The sequence below is a fragment of the Azotobacter armeniacus genome (genome assembly GCF_054779355.1).
The window spans coordinates 17,974-40,322 of sequence record NZ_BAAGYK010000003.1; the positions used below are offsets into that span (position 1 = coordinate 17,974).

The window sequence follows — 22,349 nt, forward strand, 5'->3', positions numbered from 1 at the left end:
AGTCACAGGATCAAGTCACGCAGTTCACCCGGCAGATCGCCGGGTTGTTGTTTGATAGCCGCCAGGTCTGCTTCCGCAATCGCAGTCCAGGCATCCTCGCTCCACAGCTGAAACTTGTTCAGCTGGCCGACCAACATTGCGTGCTTGTCCAGGTTCGCATGCTCCCGCAGGCGTGGCGGAATCAGAAAACGTCCACTGCCATCCAGTTCGAGATCCACGGCATTACCAATCAAGAGACGCTGCAAACGGCGAATTTCCTCACGCAACGAGGGAAGCTCGCGCAATTTGGCCTCGATGAGCTCCCATTCCGGCAGGGGATATATGCATAGGCAGGGATCCATTGCATCGATGGTGACGATGAGCTGACCCGCCGAACGAGAGCCGAGCTCGTCACGATACCGGGCAGGCATCGAGATCCGCCCCTTGGCGTCGAGACTAACGGCGTTAGCTCCGCGAAACATGGTCGCGCTTCCCCTGACTTCAAGCTTCCCTGCCCACTGAAACCCACTTTATTCCACTTCGTACCACCTGCGCACACTATAGGAACGCCCTCCCCCTCCGTCAAGGCAGGTCAAAATGAAAAAATCCTTATAGAACGGAGATTTAGGTGAATATGAGAGAAGAAACCGCAACTAGTGAGAAACAAGTCCAACAAAATCAATAAGCTGAATTTCACACTTAAAGCGCATTATGGCGTGAAGGAGCCGTAGCCGTTTTTGAAGCGGCTCTGCGAAGGGCGGGAGAAGGGAAAAAGGAGGAGAGTCGATCTGTAAGCCGGGTTCTGTCGAGGACAGTCATTCCTCTACGACGACCATCGCTGGCCGCCTCTAGCAACCTACCCGGATCCAGCGCGGGCCACGCCGATGGATCCCTATTTGGTCTTGCTCCGAGTGGGGTTTACCTAGCCACGGACTGTTGCCAGCCGTGCGGTGCGCTCTTACCGCACCTTTTCACCCTTACCGGCGCTTGCGCACTTAGGCGGTTGTTTTCTGTGGCACTTTCCGTAGGCTCACGCCCCCCAGGCGTTACCTGGCACTCTGCCCTATGGAGCCCGGACTTTCCTCCCTCCCATATTGGGGAACAATATGGAACAGCGACTGCCCGATCGACTCTCCGCCGGCAAGGGTAATGGTCATGGAGCCCATCCGCAAGCATTCCTCTGGTACAGAGTCCAAGTCGGACTCAGCCTTGGCGCCCCAAGGCAGCCTGATAGAGCAAATTCTTGCGCACCCCGGTAATTTCGGCCGCCAGCGCCGCCGCCCGCTTTAACGGCATCTCCTTGAGCAGAAGATCAAGGACACGGAGCGCCGCCACCGGCACCGACCCTTCAGAGGGGGCCTGCCATCCGGCCACCAGCAGCACGCATTCACCACGCTGCTGATTGCCATCGGCAGCGACCCAGGGGCGCAACTCGCCGAGCGGCAACCCCTTGAGAGTCTCGAACGTCTTGGTCAACTCCCGCGCCAGAACTGCCAAACGATCAGCCCCCATGATCCGCTCGAGGTCCCCCAGGCACTCCAACAATCGATGCGGCGCCTCATAGAAAATCAGCGTTCGAGACTCCTCTTTCAACTGTTCCAGACGCGCCAGACGCCCAACCGCCTTGGCCGGCAGAAAGCCCTCAAAGACGAATCGATCGGAAGGCAGCCCCGCGGCGGACAGGGCGGCAATCAGCGCACAGGGCCCGGGTACCGGAACCACTTTTATGCCTGCGGCTCGCGCCTGGCGCACCAGATGAAAGCCCGGATCGGAAATCAGCGGTGTACCGGCATCAGAAATCAGCGCAACATCCTCGCCTGCCTGCAGACGCGCCAGAAAGCGCCCGCCTTGATCGCGCTCATTGTGCTCATGGCAGGCCACCAAGGGCGTCGTGATACCAAAATGCCGCAACAGACGCGCCGAATGGCGAGTATCCTCGGCGGCAATCAAAGCGACGTCGCGCAGCACCCGAAGGGCCCGCGCAGTAATGTCGTCAAGATTGCCAATTGGGGTAGCGACGACATAAAGCATGCCCAGCATTGGATTCAGAGCAGCAGACGCAGTCACGGCGACCCCTAGCGCAGTCGAAACGCGCATTATAGCCGGTTTCCCGAGCATGACATCGCACCCAGGGCAAGGCTTGGGTACAATTCTTCACTTGTCTTGAGCATCAGGAACGCCTCAATGATCGCCTGCCTGCGTCCCCTTCCCGCCCTTTTCCTTGCCTGCCTTCTGGTCGCCTGCGCCAGCTCGCCATCATCCAGACTGGGCGAACTGCCAACCCCCACTCAAGCCAGCGTCGAGCAACTGCTGCAGCAGGCCGACAAAAGCAAGCCGGAAAAGGCCGCACTCCTGCGCTTGGCGGCCGCCGACCAGGCCTACAGGCAGAAGGATCTCGGCCAGGCCGTGCGCATTCTCGAACAGACCCCGCTGGACAGCCTCAAACCCGCCCAGCAGATCTTTGCCAGCACTCTCAGCGCAGAGATTGCCTTGGCCCGCAACAACGCCAAGGCGGCGCTCAAGGCCTTGAACCATCCCAGCATGCAGCACTTGGGCGAACTGCCCGTCCAGCAGCAGACCCGCACCCAGCTAACTCGCGCCCGCGCCCTGGAAGCGGATAGCCAGCGCCTGAATGCCGCCCGCGAGCGGGTGCTCATTGCTCCCCTGCTGAACGAGTCGGCCGCCAGCGTGAACCATGAAAGCATCTGGCGCCTGATCCAGAGTCTGCCGCTGGATGCCCTGAGCGTGCCCGGAGAGGAGAACAGCGAACTGGGTGGCTGGCTGTCCCTGGCACGTACGACGAAAAGCGCTGGCACCCTGGAGCTACAGCAGGCCGCCATCGACCAATGGCGCGCGACGAATCCGCAACACCCGGCCGCCCTGCAATTGCCGGCACCGCTGCGCAAGCTGCGGGAACTGGCCAGCCAGCCCCTGAACAAGATCGCTCTCCTGCTCCCTGAGGAAGGCCAGCTCGCCTCGGTGTCCCGCGCCCTGCGCAACGGCTTCATGGCAGCCCATTACCAGGCGCAGCAAAGCGGCCAGCAGCCACCCAGCATCGAAGTCTACGACAGCAGCCGATTGACCTCCCTTGACGACTTCTATCGCCAGGCCCAGGCCGCCGGAGTACAACTGGTCGTTGGCCCCCTGGAAAAGCCTCTAGTCAAACAGCTCGGCGATCGTGAGCAGTTGCCGATCACCACCCTCGCACTGAACTATGGCACTGTCGGCCAGGAAAGCCCGCCGCAACTCTTTCAGTTCGGCTTGGCGGCTGAAGACGAGGCCCGCGAAGCCGCCCGCCGTGCTTGGGTCGACGGCATGCGCCGGGGCGTCGTCATGGTGCCCTCCGGCGAATGGGGTGATCGCATTCTCCAAGCCTTCCAGCAGAATTGGCAGGCCGCTGGCGGCAACCTGATTGCCGTCTTGCGCATCGACCAGCCCGCCCGCCTGACTCAGCAGATCGCCGAGCTGTTTCAGCTGCGCCAGAGCGAGGCGCGCGGCAAACGCCTGCAGAGCGTGCTTGGCGTCGAGGTGGCCACACAACCTTCGCGGCGTCGCGACATCGACTTCATCTTCCTCGCCGCTACCCCGCAGCAAGCCCAGCAAATCAAGCCAACTCTCGCTTTCCAATATGCCGCCGATGTGCCAGTTTATGCTACCTCGCATCTCTACAGCCCAAAGGAAGAGCAGAATTATTTCCTAGATCTGGAAGGCATCCAGTTCTGCGAGACCCCCTGGCTGCTGAATGCCAGCTCGACCGACAACCTGCCGCAACTGGTTGGTAGCCAATGGCCCCAGGCCAATGGCAGCCTGGGACGCCTCTACGCCATGGGGGTCGATGCCTATCGACTCACCCCACGCCTGACACAACTCAAAACCATGCCGGAAACTCGCATCGACGGCTTCTCCGGCACCCTGAGCCTGAGTTCCGATCAACGCATCCAGCGCCAACTGCCCTGGGCCGCCTTTCACGACGGCCAGGTTCAACGCCTGCCGGCCAGCAGCTACTGACATGAACAGGCAGCGCAGCGGACGCGACGCCGAAGCCCTCGCCCACAGCCATCTCGCAGCGCAAGGGCTGCGCCTCTTGGCGCAGAACTGGCGCTGTCGATGCGGTGAGCTCGATCTGGTCATGCTCGACGGCGATACAGTAGTATTCGTCGAGGTACGCTATCGGCAGCATATTGCCTGGGGAGGCGCGCTGGAAAGCGTCGATGCGCGCAAGCGCATGAAACTCGTCCGCGCTGCCCAGTACTTCCTGCAAAGTGAGCCACGCTGGGCCAAGCATCCCTGCCGCTTCGACGTCGTCGCCATCAATGCCGACAAGAGCGCATCCAGAGACCTGAATTGGATCCGAAACGCCTTTGATGCCTGACCCTGCAACCGCGCCTGCCGTGTCCCGGCAAGAGCTTCGGACACCCTGCAACAGCCACACCGCACCATAAGCCAGAACATCGCTCTGGCTGTAGCGGACACCCGACTTTGAAGGTTATCGCCGATGGACATGCAATCCCGCATCCGCCAGCTCTTCCAGGCCAGCATCGAAACCAAGCAGCAGGCCATGGAGGTCATCCTCCCCCACATCGCCCAGGCCAGCGAGCTCATGGTTCAGACCCTGCTCAACGAGGGCAAGATCCTCTCCTGCGGCAATGGCGGCTCGGCCGGAGATGCGCAGCATTTTTCCTCGGAGCTGCTCAATCGCTTCGAGCGCGAACGCCCCAGCTTGCCGGCCATGGCGCTGACCACCGACAGCTCGACCCTCACCTCGATTGCCAACGACTACAGCTACAACGAAGTATTCTCCAAACAGATCCGCGCCCTGGGCCAGCCCGGCGACGTTCTACTGGCCATCTCCACCAGCGGCAATTCCGCCAACGTGATCCAGGCCATCCAGGCTGCCCATGACAGGGAAATGCTGGTGGTTGCCCTGACCGGCCGTGACGGCGGCGGCATGGCCTCGCTGCTGCTTCCCGAGGATGTCGAGATCCGGGTGCCCGCCAAGGTCACGGCACGCATCCAGGAAGTACATCTGCTGGTCATCCACTGTCTGTGCGATTTGATCGACAACCAACTGTTCGGAAGCGAAGAATGAAGCGCTCACTCCTGATCACCGCGGCCCTGGCGGCAAGCCTCATCCTGGGCGGTTGCAGCAATCGCAGCATTGGCAACTCGATCGACGATCAATTCATCGAACCCAAAGTTGCTGAAAAGATCCGCCAAGCCCATGCCGACCTGGGCAGCGACAGCTCGCATATCGTGGTCACTACTTACAACGGCGTCACCCTGCTCGCCGGTCAGACCCCTCGCGCCGAACTTAAACAACTCGCCGAACAGGCCGCGCGCTCGGTCCCCGGAGTGACGAGGGTGCACAATGAAATACAGATCCTTCTCCCCACCTCCCTTCTGGCCCGCAGCAACGATTCCCTGCTGACCACCAAGATCAAGACCCAGATGCTTGCCGACAACACGGTGCCTGGCTCGAAAATCAAGGTGGTCACCGAGAACGGCATCGTCTACCTGCTGGGTCTGATCACTCGCCAGGAAGCAAATCGAGCCACCAATCTGGTCCAGAGCGTTTCAGGCGTGCAGAAGGTCGTCAAGCTGTTTCAGTACATGGACTGAAGACACCAACACCAATAAAAAGGCGATCACAGGATCGCTTTTTTATTGCCTGCTATTTAACCACCTTCAGACTGGGTCGCCCGGCCGGCCGCGGCGGCTCGCCACTGGAAGGATCATCGTCATCCGGATCGGAATTTTCCTCTGCAGCAGGCGGTTCGATTTCGAAGACCATGCCCTGACCGTTTTCCCGCGCATAGATGGCCATAATGGCTTCGGAAGGCACGTACAGGCTGTGGGCGACACCACCAAAGCGGCCCTCAAAACTCACGCCCTGATTGTCCATGTGCAGATGCCGCACGGCGCCGGGAGAAACATTGAGCACAATTTGCCCGTCGCTCACGTAGCCTGCCGGGACCTGCACACTCGATATCTCGGCGTTGACCAGCAGATGGGGTGTGCAATCGTTGTCGACAATCCACTCATAGAGTGCGCGGAGTAAATAGGGACGACTGGAGTTCATAGCAACCTCCTTCATAATTGCCGCATATCGCGTTCGACAGCGGACAGGCTAGCCTGGAAGGCCTGACGAGCGAACTGGCGCTCCATGTATTCGAGCAGCGGTTTCGCACTTCGTGGCAACACTATATCCAGCAGCGGTAGCCGCCAGAGAAGTGGCGAGAGGCAACAATCCACCAGGCTCGGCTCTTCACTGAGGAAATAGGGCTTTTCAGCGAATAATGGCGATACGTCGAGCAAACTCTCCCGCAGATCCTTGCGCAGCTGGTTGCAAGCTCCTTTCTCGCTACGCCGATCCAGGATGCGATCAGCCAGAGCACACCAGTCCCTCTGGATGCGATGCATCAGTAGTCGACTGTTGGCACGAGCCACAGGATACACCGGTAGTAGCGGCGGATGCGGATAACGCTCCTCAAGGTACTCCATAATCACCCCTGGCTCGTACAGGAGCAGATTACGATCGATTAGTGTAGGTAGCGTACCGTAGGGACTGATCTCGGCGAGCTTGCCCGCCCCCTGCTCTGGCTCGACATCGAGGATCTGGACGGCAACCCCCTTTTCGGCAAGCACCATCCGCACACGGTGAGAGTAATGGTCAGCCGGATCGGAATAACAGGTTAACCAGTTGGTCATGCCCATGGCGAACTCCTCGCTCGCAGGTCACATTTCCAGAATAAAAAACACACGCGCCCATACGGGCGCGTGTGTTTTCAAGTGCAAGTGCAATGGTTTAATGCACGTCTTTCCAGTATTCGCGCTTGAGCAGATAGGCGAACACGAAGAAGACCGCCAGGAACAGGAGCACGTAGCTACCGATACGCTGGCTTTCCAGCTTAACCGGATTGGCCGAGTAAGCCAGGAAGGTCACCAGATTCTTGACTTTATCGTCGAACTCATCTGCAGTCAGCGTACCGGTTTTCGGCAAAATGGTCAGTTGATCACAAGCCTCGCGGGTGATCTCCGCCCCCGTGAGCGGATCGTACTGCTTCTTGCCATCCTCAACCACCTGTACTTGCTTGCAGCCGAAGACCTGACGCCCCTGCAAACCAGCCAGCACATTGGGCATGCCCACGTTGGGGAACACGGTGTTGTTCACCCCCAGCGGACGTGACGGATCTTCATAGAAACTGCGCAGATAGCTGTACAGCCAGTCGTTGCCACGCACCCGGGCAACCAGCGTCAGATCCGGCGGCGCCGCACCAAACCAGACCTTGGCATCCTCGGGACGCATGCCGATCTTCATGTGGTCGCCGATCTTGGCACCGGTAAAGACGATATTCTCCATCATCATCCCTTCCGGAATGCCGAGGTCCTTGGCCACCCGCTCGTAACGCTGGAACTGGGCACTGTGGCAACCCATGCAGTAGTTGGCGAAGGTCCGCAGGCCATCCTGCATGGCCGCCTTGTCGGTCAAGTCAATCTCAACCTTATCCAGTTCGACACCAGCTCCAGCAGCTAAGGAGAAGGCCGGCAGAATTGCGAAAATCAATGCAGCAAATTGCTTTTTCATCAGCCAGTCACCCTTTCCGGAACCGGTTTGGTCTTTTCCATCCTGGTGTAGAACGGCATCAGGATAAAGAACGCGAAGTACAGGACCGTGCACACCTGTGACAGCAGCGTGCGGCCCGGGGTGGGAGAAAGCACACCAAGTACACCGAGGATCAGGAAGGAAATGCAGAATACCAGCAGCCACAACTTGCTCAGCCAACCCTTGTAGCGCATCGACTTGACCGGGCTGCGATCCAGCCAAGGCAGGACGAACAGCACAGCGATGGCCGCACCCATGGCGATGACCCCGAGCAGCTTGTCAGGGACCGCGCGCAGGATCGCGTAGAATGGCGTGAAGTACCACACCGGCGCGATGTGCTCAGGCGTCTTGAAGGCATTGGCCTGTTCGAAGTTGGGCTTCTCGAGGAAGTAGCCTCCCATCTCCGGGAAGAAGAACACCACGGCGCAGAAGACAAAGAGGAATACCACCACACCAACGATGTCTTTTACGGTGTAATAAGGATGGAAAGGAATGCCATCCAGCGGCTTGCCGTTGGCGTCCTTGTTCTTTTTGATCTCGATGCCGTCCGGGTTGTTCGAGCCGACCTCGTGCAGCGCCAGGATGTGCAACACGACCAAGCCGAGCAGGACGATAGGCAGCGCGATTACGTGCAAGGCGAAAAAGCGGTTCAGGGTGATGCCGGAGATCAGGTAGTCACCACGAATCCACTGGGTCAAATCCTCGCCGATCACCGGGATGGCGCCGAACAGGGAGATGATCACCTGGGCGCCCCAGTAGGACATCTGGCCCCAGGGCAGCAGGTAGCCCATGAAGGCCTCGGCCATCAGACACAGGTAGATCAGCATGCCGAAGATCCACACCAGCTCACGCGGTTTCTGATAGGAACCGTAGAGCAGCCCGCGGAACATATGCAGATAGACCACGACGAAGAACGCCGAAGCACCGGTGGAGTGCAGGTAGCGGATGATCCAGCCATACTCCACGTCACGCATGATGTATTCGACGGAGGCGAAGGCCTCCTCGGCAGACGGCGTGAAACTCATGGTCAGCCAGATACCGGTCAGCAACTGGTTGACGAGCACCAGCAATGCCAGAGAGCCGAAGAAATAGAAGAAGTTGAAGTTCTTCGGTGCGTAATATTTGGAGAGATGCTCTTCCCACATCGAGGTGGCCGGGAAGCGGGCATCGACCCATTCCATGAACTTGCTCATCAAGCCTTCTCCTGATCCACACCGACAATGATCACATCATCCGACTCGTAAGAATGCGGCGGTACTGGCAGGTTCAAGGGAGCAGGTTGAGCCTTGTAGACACGGCCGGCTAAATCATACTTGGAACCATGGCAGGGGCAGAAGTAGCCTCCCACCCAGTCGCCCCCCAGATCCGCTGGGGCGAGCTCCGGTCTGAAGGAAGGAGCACAGCCCAGATGAGTGCAGAGGCCGACCAGAATCAGAATTTCCGGTTTGATCGAACGCAGTTTCCGATCAACATACGCCGGTTGAACCGAGGCAGCCGAGTCGGGGTCCGCCATTGCAGATTCGACCTTTTTCAGATTGGCGAGGGTCTCCTCGGTACGGCGGACGATAAATACCGGCTGGCCACGCCATTCAGCCACTATTTGTTGCCCCGGCCCGATTTTGCTGACATTCACCTTTACCGGTGCACCTGCGGCCTTGGCCTTGGCACTCGGGAACCAGGATCCCACGAACGGGACCGCAGCCCCCACCGCTCCTGCCGCACCCACCACGGAGGTGGCTGCAACTAGAAAGCGACGCCGGCCAACATTCACGCCGTCATTGCTCATTCAGTTGTCTCCCATCAACTTTGCGGCCCGTTATCCGGACCTGTAATAAAAAAACGAGGCGCGCGAAAAAATCGGCAAAATGGTAAATAAAACCCTCAAGTCTGACAAGGTAATAGCCGGATACAATAATACTAACGCCCTTGAAAAGCCCGACACCAAACTTGCGACCAACTGTCGCAAGTTTTCCGGACACAAAAAAACGCCCGGCATTCTCGGGAATGCCGGGCGTTCCTTGAAAGCGCAGAAATTAGCGCTTGGAGTACTGCGGACGCTTACGCGCCTTGCGCAGACCAACCTTCTTACGCTCGACTTCGCGGGCATCGCGAGTCACATAACCAGCGCGACGCAGCGGACTGCGGAAGGTCTCGTCGTATTCGATCAGTGCACGGGTGATGCCATGACGAATAGCGCCGGCCTGACCACTGACACCACCACCGATAACGGTGACATATACGTCAAATTTTTCTACGGTCTCGGTCAGTTCGAGCGGCTGACGCACAACCATACGAGCGGTTTCGCGACCGAAGAACTGCTCCAAGGAGCGATTGTTGATGGAAATCTTGCCAGTGCCCGGACGCAGGAAGACGCGAGCGGTAGCAGTCTTACGACGGCCAGTGCCGTAATTTTGAGTCGCCGACATGATGAGCTATCCCCTTAAATCTTCAGTTCTTGAGGCTGCTGTGCGGTGTGCGGATGAACAGCACCCTTATACACCTTCAGCTTGCGGTACATGTCACGACCCAGCGGGTTTTTCGGCAGCATACCCTTGACCGCAGTCTCGATCACACGCTCGGGAGCCTTGGCGATCAGCTTTTCGAAACTGATGGACTTGATACCGCCCGGGAAACCGGAATGGGAGTAGTACATCTTGTCGCTGCTCTTGGCACCGGTGACGCGCACCTGCTCGGCATTGATCACAACGATGTAGTCGCCAGTATCCACGTGCGGGGTATATTCAGGCTTGTGCTTGCCACGCAGGCGGCTGGCGATTTCAGTAGCCAGACGACCCAGGGTCTGGCCGGCAGCGTCGACGACGTACCAGTCGCGCTTAACGGTTTCCGGTTTCGCAGTAAAAGTTTTCATTCGTTATAGCCTCAGGGGCCACCCTGAAAATAAGGCGGCAAATCTTACTGAATGGTGCTTGCCTTGACAAGGCCAAGGCGGCCGGAAACAGACGCTATCGGGGGCTCGGGTCAGCGCGTCCGCAACGGCGGGGTCGGTAGGCTAGGCATCCCCTACCTGACTTCCAGCGAGCTAGGCATCCCCACCGGAAAATCTTTGGAATCATATCAACTGCAGAAAAAATAGCAACCGCCTGCCCGAGGCTCACATTAAACAGACTCCGTATGCACAACAAACAGTTCGCCCTGAAGCTGCCCTAGCAGCCAACCAGGCCCTCCTTCAATCAGGCCGTGGATTATGCCCCGCCCCATGCGAGGCGAGCCGGTCGGCCAGGCGCGTCGGCTCGGGCAAGCGGTAGCGGGTGACACAAGCCATGACCAGCCGCGGCGCACTGGCCAGACTAACCCGATGGCCCGGCGAAACGATCAGCGGGCGCACCCCGTCCTTGCTACGCAGCACCGTACCCAGCACATCGCCCCGATACACAAGAGCGACCTGGTCGCCTCGCCGGAGCCCCAGCTCGGCATGGGTGCCGACGAGAATCTTTTTGGCCACGCCTATAGTTGGCAGACCGCTGACCACGCCCAAATGAGCCGCGATGCCCAACCTTCGCGGATGAGCGATCCCCTGTCCATCGCAGAAGACCAGATCCGGAACCTGGGGCAACTCCGCCAGGGCACGCAAGACAGCTGGCAGCTCGCGAAAGGACAGCAGGCCCGATATGTAAGGCATGGAGGTCGGAACACGCACCAAGCGCTCGGCGAGCAGCTCCAAGGTATCGGCATCGAGCAATACCGCCGCTGCCCGGGTGATGCACCCACCCTCCTCGAAGCCAACATCTACGCCGGCGATCAGCCGCAGGTCAGGAAAATCGTCCTGCAGCGATACCCGCTCGGCCAGCCCCCGCTGCAGAAGGCGGGCGCCGGCAGGCGTACCATCCCAGTCACCGAAAGGCGAGTCGGGCGCAACAAAGGGTGCAAACATGCCTTCAATACCCTCCGGCGCAGTTTCGTCGACAAGCGAAAAGACCCCAGATCTCCGCCCCCAGAAACAACCTGGGCCGCCCACAGGCGCCCCCATCAGTCACGGCTTGTGCGGCCGAGCAAGGAACTCGTGGGACTGCATCTCCAGCAGACGACTCAGGGTGCGCTGGAATTCGAACTCCAAACGGCCACCGGCATAGAGATCCTTGAGTTCCACCTCTGCAGAAATGATCAACTTGACGTTGCGGTCGTAGAACTCGTCGACCAAGTTGATGAAACGCCGTGCCATGTCGTCTTTGGAAACACTCATCTGTTCGACATTGGACAGCAGCACCGCCTCGAAGATCTTGCCCAGCTCGATGTAGTCGTTCTGGCTGCGCGGGCCGTCGCACAACTCGCGAAACTCGAACCAAGCCACGTCGTTGGCGGTCTTGCGCGCGTGGATCTCCCGACTCTCGATCAGCAGGACATCATTCTCCTTTACCGTACAGTGCTCAGTGAGAAGGCTATTGAAACTGCGCTCCAGGCTCTTCTCCGCCTCGGCATCCAGCGGCCAGTGGTACAACTCGGCCTGCTCCAGGGCACGCAGGCGGTAATCGATGCCACTGTCGACGTTGACGATCTCTGTGTGCTCCTTGAGCAGGGCGATCGCCGGCAGGAAACGAGCACGCTGCAGGCCATCCTTGTAGAGGCCGTCCGGCACAATATTGGAGGTGGCCACCAGGCTCACGCCATTCTTGAACAGCTCTTCCAGCAGGGTAGCGAGGATCATCGCGTCGGTGATGTCGGAAACGAAGAACTCGTCGAAGCAGATTACCCGAGCCTCGCTGGCAAAGCGCTTGGCAATGATGGTCAACGGGTTCTTCTCACCCTTGAGCGTCTTCATTTCCTCATGCACCCGCTTCATGAAGCGGTGGAAGTGGGTGCGCATCTTCTGCTCGAAGGGCAGAGCATCATAGAAGGTGTCGACCAGATAGGTCTTGCCACGCCCCACGCCCCCCCAGAAGTAGATGCCCTTGATCGGGCCCCTCTGCAGACTCTGCGGCTTCTTGCCGAGCAGCCTGTCGAACAGCCCAAGCTTGCTGCCCGTAGCCGGTCCCTGCGGGCCGGCGATGATCAGGTCGTCGTAGAGCCGCTGCAGATGACGCACAGCGTTTTCCTGGGCGGCATCATGGAAGAAATCGGGGCGCTTCAGGTCGGCTTGATAGCGCTCTAGGGGAGTCATAGCGGAATCGGAATAGGGTCGTGGGGAGGCCGCCTTGGCAGCGTCCTCGGCTGTTGGGAAAGTCGTCAAATCGTTCAAAATGAGCCACCCTCATCAAGAGTTCAAAGGTTCGCGACCGTCTGAGCCGAAGGCTACAGATCCGGCACCCGGTCGCACGGCGATCAGTCGGCAAGCCCTGCAATCGCTTCCCGCAGGCGCAGCATGGCTGCCTCCAAGGCATCCGGATCGGCGTACACCGGGCTGTCGGCCATGCATTCGCCATCCAGCCAGAGAGTGAACTGGGCGCCTTCATCAGCACGCAACTCGAGCGCATCCTGACCTAGGGCAATCAACCGCTGGCTGATCCGCCCCACAGCCTTGGGGTCGTCAAACGGCCGCGACAGCAGCAACTCTTCGCCATCGGCGGACAGAAAACGGAAACGGAATCGCCCGTCGAGCTCACGAAAGCTGACGAAACGCGCAGTTTTAGGCGCTTTCTTCTTACCGCTGGCAGCTTGGCTTCGCACGCCGCTGCGGAACGAGCGCAGGCCAACCGCTTCACGCAACTCGCCGAGGAAAGGTGTGGCGACCCTGCGCGCTTTTACCGCACCAGCGAGGAGAATGTCCTCCAAATCAATCGGTCTCGCAATCAGCGTTTGGTAGCGCTCGCGGGCTTCGCCCAATTCGTTGTCAAGCAATTGGAACAGCCGCTGCTTGGCCTCCCCCCAAGCCAGACCGGCGAGCAGATCGGCACGGAACTCGGCGAGCTGCTCGGGCGCGGCGAACGCCTGGTAGAGCGTAAACAGATGCGAGTGGTCTGGATTCTTCGGCTCACCCGGCTCCCGCGAATCGGTGACAATGCGCGCGATGGCATCCTTCAGCTGCCGGGTCGAGCCGAACAGTGGAATGGTATTGTCATAGCTCTTCGACATCTTGCGACCATCGAGCCCTGGCAGGGTGGCCACCTCCGCCTCGACCACTGCCTCTGGCAGAGTGAAGAGCTCCCGGCCCCGGCCAAACAAGTGATTGAAGCGCTGCCCGATATCGCGGGCCATTTCCACGTGCTGGATCTGGTCGCGACCGACCGGCACCTTGTTCGCGTTGAACATCAGGATGTCCGCAGCCATCAGCACCGGATAGCTGAACAGCCCCATGGTCACTCCGGCATCGGGATCCTCGCCGACCTCCAGATTTTTATCCACCGAGGCCTTGTAGGCATGCGCACGGTTGAGCAGGCCCTTGGCCGTCACGCAGGTGAGCAGCCAGGTCAGCTCGGTGACCTCGGGAATGTCCGACTGCCGGTAGAAGGTCGTCCTCTCCGCATCCAGCCCACAGGCCAGCCAGGTGGCGGCGATTTCCAGGCGCGAGCGCTGGATGCGCTCCGGGTCGTCGCACTTGATCAGCGCGTGATAGTCGGCGAGGAAATAGAACGAGTCGGCATTCAGATCGCGCCCGGCGATAATCGCCGGGCGGATGGCGCCAGCATAGTTGCCCAAGTGCGGAGTGCCGGTGGTAGTGATGCCGGTAAGGATTCGAGTGGTCATGTTGTGCGCTTGTCTATGATCAGAGGCGTGAACTGACCAAGTCCTTCAACTCGCCCAGCTTGCCATGGAAGAAATGCCCGCATTCTGCCACTTTCAGCAACTCATGGGGACGCTGCAGGGCTGCCGACCAGTCGTAGACCAGTTGCGGACTGACCACCTCGTCCTGCTCCGGCTGGATGACCGTCAGGCTGCTGCCTTGTGGCGGCGCTATCTTCTCGCTCTCCAGACGCATCACCGCCGGCGCGACCAAGAACATCCGCTCCGGCACCAAGCCCTGTACAGCCAGACGGTCCGCCAGATTTAGTACAACGTATCCACCGAAGGAAAAGCCGAACAGGCTCAGGGGTAGCTGCGGCAGCTGCTCACGCCCCCACTGGACGACGGCTTCGGCATCATCCACCTCGCCGCTGCCCATATCATGACTGCCGGCACTGGCGCCGACGCCACGGTAGTTGAAGCGCAGAGTGCTGTAACCGGCATCCCGGGCGGTGCGCTGCAGGGTGGAGACGACCTTGTTCAGCATGGTCCCGCCCTTCACCGGATTGGGATGACAGAGCAGAGCCAGACCTCGGGCCTCTGGCAATTCGAGGTAGAGCGCTTCGAGCGGGCCGCAGGGCCCATCGATGAGCAGAGAATTTTCACGATTCGACAAACTGTATCTCCGTGAGCCCGCCTGGAGCCGACTCGTCTTGGTGGTTGGACCGCAGCAACGCGTGGAAGAGGCCGTTCCGGCGCAGAGGCTCGCTGTGGCAGGCCCATGCCGGAACATGACAAGGGGCACGGAATGGCGGCACACTGCCGAGGGCACTGTCAAGCCCGAGCCCGCCCGCTGACACGGATCGCCGCATGCGTCTAGGCCAGCTATACAGGGCAGACTGGAGCCGCTAACGTAAAACAAAGAAGCCTATAGAGGAAGGATCGTGGAACATACGCTCATGGCTTGGTTGCTACCGGCCCTCACCCTGCTTGTCGGCATCATCATCGGCTTCGTTGCCGCTCGTCTATTGCCCAATACGGTACCCAGCCGGACGCAACGCCAACTGGACGAGCTGCAGGAGCGCTTCGACACCTACCAGAGCGAGGTGATCTCCCACTTCAATACCACCGCGAACCTGGTGAAGAAGCTCACCCAGAGCTACGCGGAGATCCAGGAACACCTGTCCGAAGGTGCCAGCCGTCTCGCACTCGACGAATTGACCCGCCAGCGCCTGCTCGCCACGCTGCAGAACGAAGAGACCCTCGGCAATCATGAGCATCTGGCCAGTTCGACGGCTCCTGAGGTTCCCAAGGATTACGCCCCTAAAATCGCCAACGCTCCCGGCATGCTGGACGAGCAGTTTGGCCTGAAGGGCAAGCACTAAGGCCCACCCCTTGGGCTTGCCCACCTTTGGACCGCGTTGGCTGGTGGTAACCTGTTTGGGCGCAATGCGTTGCGCCAGCTCCAGCAGGCGCCGGGCGAGCCCGCCGGCCGAATCCTCATCCCGGCTCGACAGAGCGATGAGCAGGCCCTCGTAACCGCTCCCGACCTGCACGGCCAGGTGGTAGGTGGACGCCTCCCAGCCGGCGGGGACCCGTTCGCGATGGGCCTGCTCGACGCTGCGTTTGAGCACCGCCAGGAATGCCGTAATGATCGACGATCATCGTAGTCGTCGTCCCGCTCGGTCGAGGGATGGAAGGGCATCAGCCAAGCCGCCGGATCCCGGTCATTGAGTTGTGCTGTAGTTGGCTTCGACTGACTTTCTTGCGCAGGACTTGATGCCCCCTGGCATCCTGGCCATGCAAGTGGAGTCCGTGTTTGCCAATATCGATGCCAAGCAGCGTCACGTTCGCCATGAGTGATCCTCCGTCCGAAAAGAGAGAAGCCCAGCAAGTGTGAACCTGCAGGGCTTCTCGCTCAGGCTGGCCATCTTGGACAGCGGTTACGCAGCCTGGGCTGCGAGGGCTTGGTCGAGCTGGCTGGCCTTAAAGGGCGCCGCGGCTGCGTAGCAGTTCGAGTACCTGCTTCACCCCCTCCTCTACCGAGTAATGCTGGGTGTCGATCACCAGATCAGCATCCAGCGGCACATCGTAGGGGAAGGACTCGCCGGGGATGTTGTCCTCGCCTGCGGCATACAGGCCCTGCGGGTCGCGCGCGCGGCAAGCCTGCGGCGATGCCTGCACATAAACGGTAATCAGCCGCTCAGCGCCGACGATCGCCCTGGCCTGCTCGCGACCCTCGGCATCCGGGGCGACGAAGGCGGCCAGGGTCAAGAGGCCCGCCCCGTTGAACTGCCTGGCCACCTGGGCGGCGCAGCGCCAATTCTCCGCGCGACCGGCGCGATCCAGCGGCAGGCCCTTGTTCAGGTCGTGGCGCAGGTTCTGCCCGTCCAGCACATAGACCGCACGGCCGCTGTCGAACAGCTTGCGCTCCACGGCATAGGCCAGGGTGCTCTTGCCTGCACCGGACAGGCCGCTGAACAACACTGTGGCCGGTTGCTGGCCGAAGCGCGCGGCGCGCTCCTCGGCGCTGACGTGGGCCTGCTGGCCGTGCTGGCCAATGGTGTTCTGCCCGGCCAGCGGGTCGGCAATGATCATGCCGGCACCGACGGTGCCGTTGGTCAGGCGGTCGATGACGATGAAAGCGCCGGTGGTGCGATTATGCACGTAACCGTCGAGGGCGATGAGCGCATCCAGGCTGACGCGCACCTTGCCGATCTCGTTAAGCTTGAGCTCGCTGGCCGCCAGCTGCTCGAGGCTGTTGACGTCGACGCGGTGCGCGATGCTGACGATGTTGCCCGGCACGTAACTGGTAGCGCGCTTGATGTCGTACTTCTTGCCTGGCAGCATCGGCTCCTCGGCCATCCACACCAGCATGGCATCGAAGCTATCGGTGACCTGCGGACGATTGTCGGCATGCACCAGCATGTCGCCACGCGACACGTCGATCTCGTCCTCCAGGGTCAGGGTGACCGCCTGGCCGGGGATCGCCTGCTCCAGCTCGCCGTCGTAGGTGATGATGGAGCGCACCTTGCTGGCCTTGCCCGACGGCAAGGCCAGCACGTCGTCGCCCTTGCGCACGATGCCGCTGGCCAGGGTACCGGCGAAGCCGCGGAAGTTGAGGTTCGGCCGGTTGACGTACTGCACCGGGAAGCGCATGTCGCTGAGGTTGCGGTCGGCGGCGATCTCGACAGTCTCGAGGATCTCCATCAGCGACGGGCCCTGATACCAAGGCGCACGCTCGCTCTTGTTGACCACATTGTCGCCCTTGAGCGCCGACATCGGCACGAAGTGCAGCGAGGCGGGCTTGAGGCCAATGCGCTCGGCGAACTGCAGGTAGTCGGCCTGGATACTGTCGAACACGCCTTGGTCGAAGTTCATCAGGTCCATCTTATTGACTGCGACGACGATATGCCTGATACCCAGCAACGAGGCGATAAAGCTGTGCCGGCGGGTCTGGGTCTGCACGCCGTAGCGGGCGTCGATCAGAATGATCGCCAGGTCGCAGGTGGACGCCCCGGTGGCCATATTGCGGGTGTACTGCTCATGGCCGGGGGTATCGGCGATGATGAACTTACGCTTGGCGGTCGAGAAGTAACGATAGGCCACATCGATGGTGATGCCCTGCTCGCGCTCGGCCTGCAGGCCGTCAACCAGCAGCGCCAAGTCCACTTCGTCACCAGTCGTGCCGACCTTCTTGGAATCACGGGTAATAGCTTCCAGATGATCCTCATAGATCATCTTGGAGTCGTGCAGCAGGCGGCCGATCAGGGTGCTCTTGCCGTCGTCGACGTTGCCACAGGTGAGGAAGCGCAACAGTTCCTTGCGTTCGTGCTGGGCCAGGTAGGCGAGGATGTCCTCGCTGATCAGTTCGGATTGATGCGACATGAGGCAAAGACCTTAGAAGTAGCCCTGACGTTTCTTTTCTTCCATCGAACCGGCGCCATCATGGTCGATGACACGGCCCTGACGTTCGGACGTGCGGGTCAGGAGCATTTCCTGGATGATGTCCGGCAGGGTTGCGGCGGTGGACTCCACAGCGCCGGTCAGCGGGTAGCAGCCAAGGGTGCGGAAACGCACCATCCTCTTCTGGATATGCGCCTTCTCCTCATCGGAAAGATGCTCGAGGATGCGCTCGTCGTCGATCATGATCAGGGTGCCGTTCTTCTCGATCACCTCGCGCTCGGCGGCGAAGTACAGCGGCACGATTGGGATCTGCTCCAGGTAGATGTACTGCCAGATGTCCAGCTCGGTCCAGTTGGACAGCGGGAACACGCGGATCGACTCGCCTTTCTTCACCTTGCCGTTGTAAATGCTCCACAGCTCGGGACGCTGGTTCTTTGGGTCCCAACGGTGCTTGCTGTCGCGGAACGAGTAGACGCGCTCCTTGGCGCGGGATTTTTCCTCGTCGCGCCGGGCACCACCGAAGGCAGCGTCGAAGCCGTACTTGTCGAGGGCCTGCTTGAGACCTTCAGTCTTCATGATGTCGGTGTGCTTGGCACTGCCGTGGGTGAAGGGGTTGATGCCCTGCGCCACCCCTTCGGGGTTGATGTGGGTGATTAACTCCAGCCCCATCTCCGCGACCATCCTGTCGCGAAACTTGTACATTTCCTGGAATTTCCATTGGGTGTCGACGTGCATCACCGGGAACGGCAGCTTGCCAGGAAAGAATGCCTTGCGTGCCAGATGCAGCATGACGGCAGAGTCTTTGCCGATGGAGTACAGCATCACCGGGTTGTCGAACTCGGCGGCCACCTCACGGATGATGTGGATGCTTTCCGCCTCCAGCTGTTTCAGATGCGTCAGTTTGTCGACCATGGCTACTCACAAAAAACAGAAGCGGCCTGCGGGCCGCGGACGTTGGCGCACGATACCATGCGTACCTTCTTATAATAAGGCTGCCGCATAGATCCAATGCTTCTATAAATATGCCCAAGCGCTACCGCATCGAGCATGCCCGGCACTTACACCGGATTATCGCAATCGACGAAACGGTGCTGGAGATCGAAGCGCTGCGCCAGCCACTCACCCAGCGCCTGCACCCCGTAGCGCTCAGTAGCGTGATGGCCAGCGGCGAGGAAACTGATACCATTCTCCCGCGCACAGTGCACGGTAGACTCGGACACCTCGCCGGTGAGGTAGGCATCTACGCTGGCGGCAATCGCCTGCTCGATGTAGCCTTGCGCTGCCCCGGTGCACCAGGCGATGCGCCGGATCGGCCGATCAGCCCCGATCAACAAGGGCTCGCGACCGAGCGCCTGCGCCACATGGGCGGCGAACTCGATCGGAGCCATGGCCTGCGGCAGACTGCCAAGCAAACCCACCGAGCGCGGATTGCCCGGCTCCAACGGGCCTCTTACCTCAAGACCGAGACGCCGCGCCAACTGCACGTTGTTGCCCACCTCGGGATGCACATCCAGAGGCAGGTGATAGGCGAGCAGGCTGATGCCGTTGACCAGCAGGGTCTTCAGCCGGCGCTGCTTCATGCCGGTGATGCAGGGGTTCTCGCTTTTCCAGAAATAACCGTGATGCACGAGCACCAGATCGGCCTGGAACTCGACCGCGGCATCCAGCAGCGCCTGGCTGGCAGTCACTCCAGTGACAACCTTGGCGACCTGCACGCGCCCCTCGACTTGCAAGCCATTCGGGCAATAATCAGACATCCCGGCAGCAGCCAGATAGCGATCGGCTTCCTCTACCAGTACGGACAGAGCGACGGGCATCGCTGCCTCCCCAATAAAGCGGTTGCGCGCCGCTGGCCAGTCCGCGGCGCCTTCGTATAATGGCGCACCTTACGACCCCTCTTGCCCCCTCGCAACCCTAAGGATTTTCGATCCATGCTCAAGGCCCTGCGTTTTCTCGGATGGCCCCTGGTGGTTGGAGTGCTGCTGGCCCTGCTGATCATCCAGCGCCATCCGGAGTGGGTCGGTCTGCCACAAGGTGTCGGCAATCAACAGCAGCTCCCCCGGTCCATCCTTTCACCGCAAAGCCCTGCCTCCTATGCCAACGCCGTCAGCAGCGCTGCCCCGGCAGTGGCCAACCTGTACACCACCAAGGTCGTCAAGAAGCAGAGCCAGCCACTGTTCGACGACCCACTGCTGCAGCAGTACTTCGGCAACTCCCTGCCTAGCCAGCGGCGCCTGGAATCCAGCCTGGGTTCCGCGGTGATCATGAGCAGGGATGGCTACCTGCTAACCAACAATCATGTCACCGCCGGTGCCGACCAGATCGTCGTTGCCCTGAGGGATGGCCGGGAAGTCCTCGCCCGGGTGATCGGCAACGATTCGGAAACCGACCTGGCCGTGCTCAAGATCGATCTCGCCGATCTGCCGATCATGCACCTGGGGCGCTCCGACAGCATACGCATCGGCGATGTGGCCCTAGCCATCGGCAACCCCTTCGGGGTCGGCCAGACCGTGACCATGGGAATCATCAGCGCCACCGGGCGCAACCAGCTGGGACTGAACACCTACGAGGACTTCATCCAGACCGACGCGGCGATCAATCCAGGCAACTCGGGCGGCGCACTGATCGATGCCAACGGCAATCTGATCGGCATCAATACCGCCATCTTCTCCAAGTCGGGCGGCTCCCAGGGCATCGGCTTCGCGATTCCAGCGAAGTTGGCCATGGAGGTAATGGAGGAAATCATCAAGCATGGTCAGGTGACCCGCGGTTGGCTCGGTCTTGAAGTGCAACCGCTGACCACGGAGCTGGCCGAGTCCTTCGGCCTGGAAGGCCGTCCGGGCATCGTCGTCGCCGGCATCTACCGGGACGGCCCCGCCCAGCGGGCCGGCTTGCAGCCGGGGGATCTGATCGTCACCATCGATGGCCAGCCGGCCACCGACGGGCGCCACGCCATGAACCAGGTTGCCCAGACCCGGCCGGGAGAAACCATCGACATCGCGGTCCTGCGCAACGGCCAGGCACTGACCCTGACCGCCGAGATCGGCCTACGCCCGCCGCCCACAGCCGCGCAGCCGTAAGCGCCCCGGTCAAGGAATGGACGGGGCACTCCCGCCAGCGGCTCAGCAGAGAGTCGCCAGCACGTCGATCAGCGCCTGGTTCTGCTCCGGTGTACCGATGGTGATACGCAAGAATTGGCGAATCCGCTCCTGCTTGAAATGACGGACGATCACCCCCTGCTCGCGCAGCTCCGCCGCCAACCCCTCGGCATCGTGCCCGGAATGGCGGGCGAAGACGAAGTTGGCTGCCGACGGCAACACCTCAAAGCCCAGCCGCTGCAGCTCGCCGACCAGTTGCTCGCGGCTGGCGATCACCTGGCGGCAGGTCTGCTCGAAGTAGGCGCAATCCTCGAAAGCCGCCGCCGCCCCGGCGATGGCCATGCGGTCCAGGGGATAGGAGTTGAAGCTGTTCTTGATCCGCTCCAGCGCCTCGATCAGCTCCGGATGGCCGACTGCCAGACCGACCCGCAGTCCCGCCAGGGAGCGCGACTTGGACAAAGTCTGGGTGACCAGCAGGTTAGGATGGCGATCGACAAGGACGATCGCCGTCTCGCCGCCAAAGTCCACGTAGGCCTCGTCCACCACCACCACCGAGTCCTGATTGGCCCCAAGCAGCCGTTCGATGGCTTCGAGCGGCAACAAGCAGCCGGTTGGTGCATTGGGGTTGGGGAAAATGATGCCACCATTCGGTCGTTGATAATCCTCGACGCGAATGCGGAACTGCTTGTCCAGCGCCACGGTCTCGAAGGGAATCCCGTACAGGCCACAGTACACTGGGTAAAAGCTGTAGGTCACGTCGGGGAACAGCAACGGCCGGCCATGCTGAAACAGCCCATGGAAGATGTGCGCCAGCACTTCGTCAGAGCCATTGCCGACAAACACCTGATTGCTCTGCACCCCATAGTAGCCGGCAATCGCCTGCTTCAGGCGCTCGCCGTTGGGATCCGGATAGAGGCGCAGGCTGTCGTTCAGCTCGGCCTGTATGGCGGCGATCGCCTTGGGCGACGGCCCGTAAGGGTTTTCGTTAGTGTTGAGCTTGACCAGCTTGCTCAGCTTCGGCTGCTCGCCCGGCACGTAGGGCACCAGGCTCTTGACGAAGGGACTCCAGAATTTGCTCACGCCCTTCTCTCCTAGAATTCATTGCCATTGGCTTTCGCAGGAACCAACTTGCTGCATTGCGAGCAAGC

At 60.6% G+C, this 22,349-nt stretch carries 23 protein-coding genes, 1 other RNA gene and 1 pseudogene; 6 read left to right on the plus strand and 19 right to left on the minus strand.

All coding sequences use genetic code 11. From position 1 onward, the window contains the following. Nucleotides 1-2: 2 nt before the first annotated feature. From mraZ to rsmI, 3 genes are all read right to left on the minus strand, one after another. Nucleotides 3-461: a division/cell wall cluster transcriptional repressor MraZ gene (gene mraZ, locus ACYVD0_RS00560; RefSeq protein ID WP_460424964.1), complete on the minus strand. Its 459-nt coding sequence runs from the start codon at nucleotides 459-461 to the stop codon at nucleotides 3-5. A gap of 293 nt (nucleotides 462-754) precedes the next feature. After that, an RNA gene (rnpB, locus tag ACYVD0_RS00565) (RNase P RNA component class A) lies at nucleotides 755-1,113 on the minus strand. 69 nt (nucleotides 1,114-1,182) lie between these two features. Beyond that, on the minus strand, nucleotides 1,183-2,019 hold the full coding sequence (gene rsmI / locus ACYVD0_RS00570; protein WP_460425035.1) for an SAM-dependent methyltransferase: 837 nt from the start codon (nucleotides 2,017-2,019) through the stop codon (nucleotides 1,183-1,185). 144 nt (nucleotides 2,020-2,163) lie between these two features. Here rsmI and ACYVD0_RS00575 point away from each other — a divergent pair, with 144 nt between their 5' ends. The 4 genes from ACYVD0_RS00575 to ACYVD0_RS00590 all read left to right on the plus strand — a co-directional run bounded on the left by ACYVD0_RS00575 (nucleotide 2,164) and on the right by ACYVD0_RS00590 (nucleotide 5,598). Continuing rightward, entirely contained in the window at nucleotides 2,164-3,987 is a 1,824-nt protein-coding gene (locus ACYVD0_RS00575) for a penicillin-binding protein activator (protein ID WP_460424965.1), read from the plus strand. A 1-nt stretch (nucleotide 3,988) separates the two neighbouring features. Then, nucleotides 3,989-4,351 (plus strand): YraN family protein, encoded by a 363-nt coding sequence (locus ACYVD0_RS00580; protein ID WP_460424966.1) that lies wholly within the window; start codon nucleotides 3,989-3,991, stop codon nucleotides 4,349-4,351. A gap of 123 nt (nucleotides 4,352-4,474) precedes the next feature. After that, a complete protein-coding gene (locus ACYVD0_RS00585; protein ID WP_460424967.1) occupies nucleotides 4,475-5,068 on the plus strand; it encodes a D-sedoheptulose 7-phosphate isomerase in 594 nt (197 codons plus the stop codon). Beyond that, on the plus strand, nucleotides 5,065-5,598 hold the full coding sequence (locus ACYVD0_RS00590) for a BON domain-containing protein (protein WP_460424968.1): 534 nt from the start codon (nucleotides 5,065-5,067) through the stop codon (nucleotides 5,596-5,598). The genes ACYVD0_RS00585 and ACYVD0_RS00590 overlap by 4 nt, the downstream gene beginning before the upstream one ends. 52 nt (nucleotides 5,599-5,650) lie before the next feature. Here the strand turns inward: ACYVD0_RS00590 and ACYVD0_RS00595 are convergent, their stop codons facing one another. The 11 genes from ACYVD0_RS00595 to ACYVD0_RS00645 all read right to left on the minus strand — a co-directional run bounded on the left by ACYVD0_RS00595 (nucleotide 5,651) and on the right by ACYVD0_RS00645 (nucleotide 14,873). Continuing rightward, nucleotides 5,651-6,058 carry a stringent starvation protein B gene (locus ACYVD0_RS00595; RefSeq protein WP_460424969.1) on the minus strand — a complete coding sequence of 136 codons (408 nt, stop codon included), beginning with the start codon at nucleotides 6,056-6,058 and terminating at the stop codon, nucleotides 5,651-5,653. An 11-nt stretch (nucleotides 6,059-6,069) separates the two neighbouring features. After that, the gene (locus ACYVD0_RS00600) at nucleotides 6,070-6,693 is read right to left on the minus strand and encodes a glutathione S-transferase N-terminal domain-containing protein (protein WP_460424970.1); all 624 of its coding nucleotides are present in this window, start codon (nucleotides 6,691-6,693) and stop codon (nucleotides 6,070-6,072) included. Nucleotides 6,694-6,784: 91 nt separating this feature from the next. Beyond that, complete coding sequence (locus ACYVD0_RS00605) at nucleotides 6,785-7,564, minus strand: cytochrome c1 (RefSeq protein ID WP_460424971.1); 780 nt, start codon at nucleotides 7,562-7,564, stop codon at nucleotides 6,785-6,787. After that, on the minus strand, nucleotides 7,564-8,775 hold the full coding sequence (locus tag ACYVD0_RS00610) for a cytochrome b (protein WP_460424972.1): 1,212 nt from the start codon (nucleotides 8,773-8,775) through the stop codon (nucleotides 7,564-7,566). Before ACYVD0_RS00610 ends, ACYVD0_RS00605 begins: the two co-directional genes overlap by 1 nt. Further along, nucleotides 8,775-9,368: a ubiquinol-cytochrome c reductase iron-sulfur subunit gene (petA, locus tag ACYVD0_RS00615; protein WP_460424973.1), complete on the minus strand. Its 594-nt coding sequence runs from the start codon at nucleotides 9,366-9,368 to the stop codon at nucleotides 8,775-8,777. The genes ACYVD0_RS00610 and petA overlap by 1 nt, the downstream gene beginning before the upstream one ends. A 247-nt stretch (nucleotides 9,369-9,615) precedes the next feature. After that, a complete protein-coding gene (gene rpsI, locus ACYVD0_RS00620; RefSeq protein WP_460424974.1) occupies nucleotides 9,616-10,008 on the minus strand; it encodes a 30S ribosomal protein S9 in 393 nt (130 codons plus the stop codon). Between the two features lie 14 nt (nucleotides 10,009-10,022). Next, on the minus strand, nucleotides 10,023-10,451 hold the full coding sequence (rplM, locus tag ACYVD0_RS00625) for a large ribosomal subunit protein uL13 (protein WP_460424975.1): 429 nt from the start codon (nucleotides 10,449-10,451) through the stop codon (nucleotides 10,023-10,025). 318 nt (nucleotides 10,452-10,769) lie between these two features. Next, nucleotides 10,770-11,474, minus strand: a complete 705-nt coding sequence (nfi, locus tag ACYVD0_RS00630; RefSeq protein ID WP_460424976.1) for an endonuclease V — start codon at nucleotides 11,472-11,474, stop codon at nucleotides 10,770-10,772. Between the two features lie 99 nt (nucleotides 11,475-11,573). Next, nucleotides 11,574-12,698 (minus strand): cell division protein ZapE, encoded by a 1,125-nt coding sequence (gene zapE / locus ACYVD0_RS00635; RefSeq protein ID WP_460424977.1) that lies wholly within the window; start codon nucleotides 12,696-12,698, stop codon nucleotides 11,574-11,576. 161 nt (nucleotides 12,699-12,859) lie between these two features. Further along, nucleotides 12,860-14,221, minus strand: coding sequence for a tryptophan--tRNA ligase (locus ACYVD0_RS00640; protein ID WP_460424978.1), 1,362 nt, complete (start codon nucleotides 14,219-14,221; stop codon nucleotides 12,860-12,862). Between the two features lie 19 nt (nucleotides 14,222-14,240). Then, nucleotides 14,241-14,873, minus strand: coding sequence for an alpha/beta hydrolase (locus ACYVD0_RS00645; protein WP_460424979.1), 633 nt, complete (start codon nucleotides 14,871-14,873; stop codon nucleotides 14,241-14,243). Nucleotides 14,874-15,141: 268 nt separating this feature from the next. On the opposite strand from ACYVD0_RS00645, the gene ACYVD0_RS00650 reads away from it, so the two are divergent. Then, nucleotides 15,142-15,582 (plus strand): Z-ring associated ZapG family protein, encoded by a 441-nt coding sequence (locus ACYVD0_RS00650; RefSeq protein ID WP_460424980.1) that lies wholly within the window; start codon nucleotides 15,142-15,144, stop codon nucleotides 15,580-15,582. A 358-nt stretch (nucleotides 15,583-15,940) separates the two neighbouring features. On the opposite strand, the pseudogene ACYVD0_RS00655 reads toward ACYVD0_RS00650, so the two are convergent. The 4 genes and pseudogenes from ACYVD0_RS00655 to ACYVD0_RS00670 all read right to left on the minus strand — a co-directional run. After that, nucleotides 15,941-16,054, minus strand: a pseudogene (locus tag ACYVD0_RS00655) (IS110 family transposase); the annotation flags it as partial. Nucleotides 16,055-16,183: 129 nt separating this feature from the next. Next, complete coding sequence (cysN, locus tag ACYVD0_RS00660; protein WP_460424981.1) at nucleotides 16,184-18,085, minus strand: bifunctional sulfate adenylyltransferase subunit 1/adenylyl-sulfate kinase; 1,902 nt, start codon at nucleotides 18,083-18,085, stop codon at nucleotides 16,184-16,186. A gap of 12 nt (nucleotides 18,086-18,097) precedes the next feature. Continuing rightward, a complete protein-coding gene (gene cysD, locus ACYVD0_RS00665) occupies nucleotides 18,098-19,015 on the minus strand; it encodes a sulfate adenylyltransferase subunit CysD (RefSeq protein WP_460424982.1) in 918 nt (305 codons plus the stop codon). Between the two features lie 146 nt (nucleotides 19,016-19,161). After that, on the minus strand, nucleotides 19,162-19,920 hold the full coding sequence (locus ACYVD0_RS00670; RefSeq protein ID WP_460424983.1) for a Nif3-like dinuclear metal center hexameric protein: 759 nt from the start codon (nucleotides 19,918-19,920) through the stop codon (nucleotides 19,162-19,164). 114 nt (nucleotides 19,921-20,034) lie between these two features. Here ACYVD0_RS00670 and algW point away from each other — a divergent pair, with 114 nt between their 5' ends. Beyond that, nucleotides 20,035-21,183: a S1C family serine protease gene (gene algW / locus ACYVD0_RS00675; RefSeq protein WP_460424984.1), complete on the plus strand. Its 1,149-nt coding sequence runs from the start codon at nucleotides 20,035-20,037 to the stop codon at nucleotides 21,181-21,183. Nucleotides 21,184-21,225: 42 nt separating this feature from the next. Here algW and hisC read toward each other — a convergent pair whose 3' ends face one another. Continuing rightward, nucleotides 21,226-22,281, minus strand: coding sequence for a pyridoxal phosphate-dependent aminotransferase (hisC, locus tag ACYVD0_RS00680; RefSeq protein ID WP_460424985.1), 1,056 nt, complete (start codon nucleotides 22,279-22,281; stop codon nucleotides 21,226-21,228). Nucleotides 22,282-22,349: the final 68 nt, after the last annotated feature.

Excerpts from the sequence above, each read along its gene's own strand:
- cysN (WP_460424981.1), bottom strand. The coding sequence starts at position 18,085 with ATGTCGCATCAATCCGAACTGATCAGCGAGGACATCCTCGCCTACCTG.
- ACYVD0_RS00580 (WP_460424966.1), top strand. The coding sequence starts at position 3,989 with ATGAACAGGCAGCGCAGCGGACGCGACGCCGAAGCCCTCGCCCACAGC.
- ACYVD0_RS00595 (WP_460424969.1), bottom strand. The coding sequence starts at position 6,058 with ATGAACTCCAGTCGTCCCTATTTACTCCGCGCACTCTATGAGTGGATT.
- rsmI (WP_460425035.1), bottom strand. The coding sequence starts at position 2,019 with ATGCTGGGCATGCTTTATGTCGTCGCTACCCCAATTGGCAATCTTGAC.
- nfi (WP_460424976.1), bottom strand. The coding sequence starts at position 11,474 with ATGTTTGCACCCTTTGTTGCGCCCGACTCGCCTTTCGGTGACTGGGAT.
- algW (WP_460424984.1), top strand. The coding sequence starts at position 20,035 with ATGCTCAAGGCCCTGCGTTTTCTCGGATGGCCCCTGGTGGTTGGAGTG.
- ACYVD0_RS00575 (WP_460424965.1), top strand. The coding sequence starts at position 2,164 with ATGATCGCCTGCCTGCGTCCCCTTCCCGCCCTTTTCCTTGCCTGCCTT.
- ACYVD0_RS00590 (WP_460424968.1), top strand. The coding sequence starts at position 5,065 with ATGAAGCGCTCACTCCTGATCACCGCGGCCCTGGCGGCAAGCCTCATC.
- cysD (WP_460424982.1), bottom strand. The coding sequence starts at position 19,015 with ATGGTCGACAAACTGACGCATCTGAAACAGCTGGAGGCGGAAAGCATC.
- petA (WP_460424973.1), bottom strand. The coding sequence starts at position 9,368 with ATGAGCAATGACGGCGTGAATGTTGGCCGGCGTCGCTTTCTAGTTGCA.
- rpsI (WP_460424974.1), bottom strand. The coding sequence starts at position 10,008 with ATGTCGGCGACTCAAAATTACGGCACTGGCCGTCGTAAGACTGCTACC.
- zapE (WP_460424977.1), bottom strand. The coding sequence starts at position 12,698 with ATGACTCCCCTAGAGCGCTATCAAGCCGACCTGAAGCGCCCCGATTTC.
- ACYVD0_RS00640 (WP_460424978.1), bottom strand. The coding sequence starts at position 14,221 with ATGACCACTCGAATCCTTACCGGCATCACTACCACCGGCACTCCGCAC.
- ACYVD0_RS00585 (WP_460424967.1), top strand. The coding sequence starts at position 4,475 with ATGGACATGCAATCCCGCATCCGCCAGCTCTTCCAGGCCAGCATCGAA.
- ACYVD0_RS00610 (WP_460424972.1), bottom strand. The coding sequence starts at position 8,775 with ATGAGCAAGTTCATGGAATGGGTCGATGCCCGCTTCCCGGCCACCTCG.
- rplM (WP_460424975.1), bottom strand. The coding sequence starts at position 10,451 with ATGAAAACTTTTACTGCGAAACCGGAAACCGTTAAGCGCGACTGGTAC.
- mraZ (WP_460424964.1), bottom strand. The coding sequence starts at position 461 with ATGTTTCGCGGAGCTAACGCCGTTAGTCTCGACGCCAAGGGGCGGATC.
- ACYVD0_RS00605 (WP_460424971.1), bottom strand. The coding sequence starts at position 7,564 with ATGAAAAAGCAATTTGCTGCATTGATTTTCGCAATTCTGCCGGCCTTC.
- ACYVD0_RS00670 (WP_460424983.1), bottom strand. The coding sequence starts at position 19,920 with ATGCCCGTCGCTCTGTCCGTACTGGTAGAGGAAGCCGATCGCTATCTG.
- ACYVD0_RS00600 (WP_460424970.1), bottom strand. The coding sequence starts at position 6,693 with ATGGGCATGACCAACTGGTTAACCTGTTATTCCGATCCGGCTGACCAT.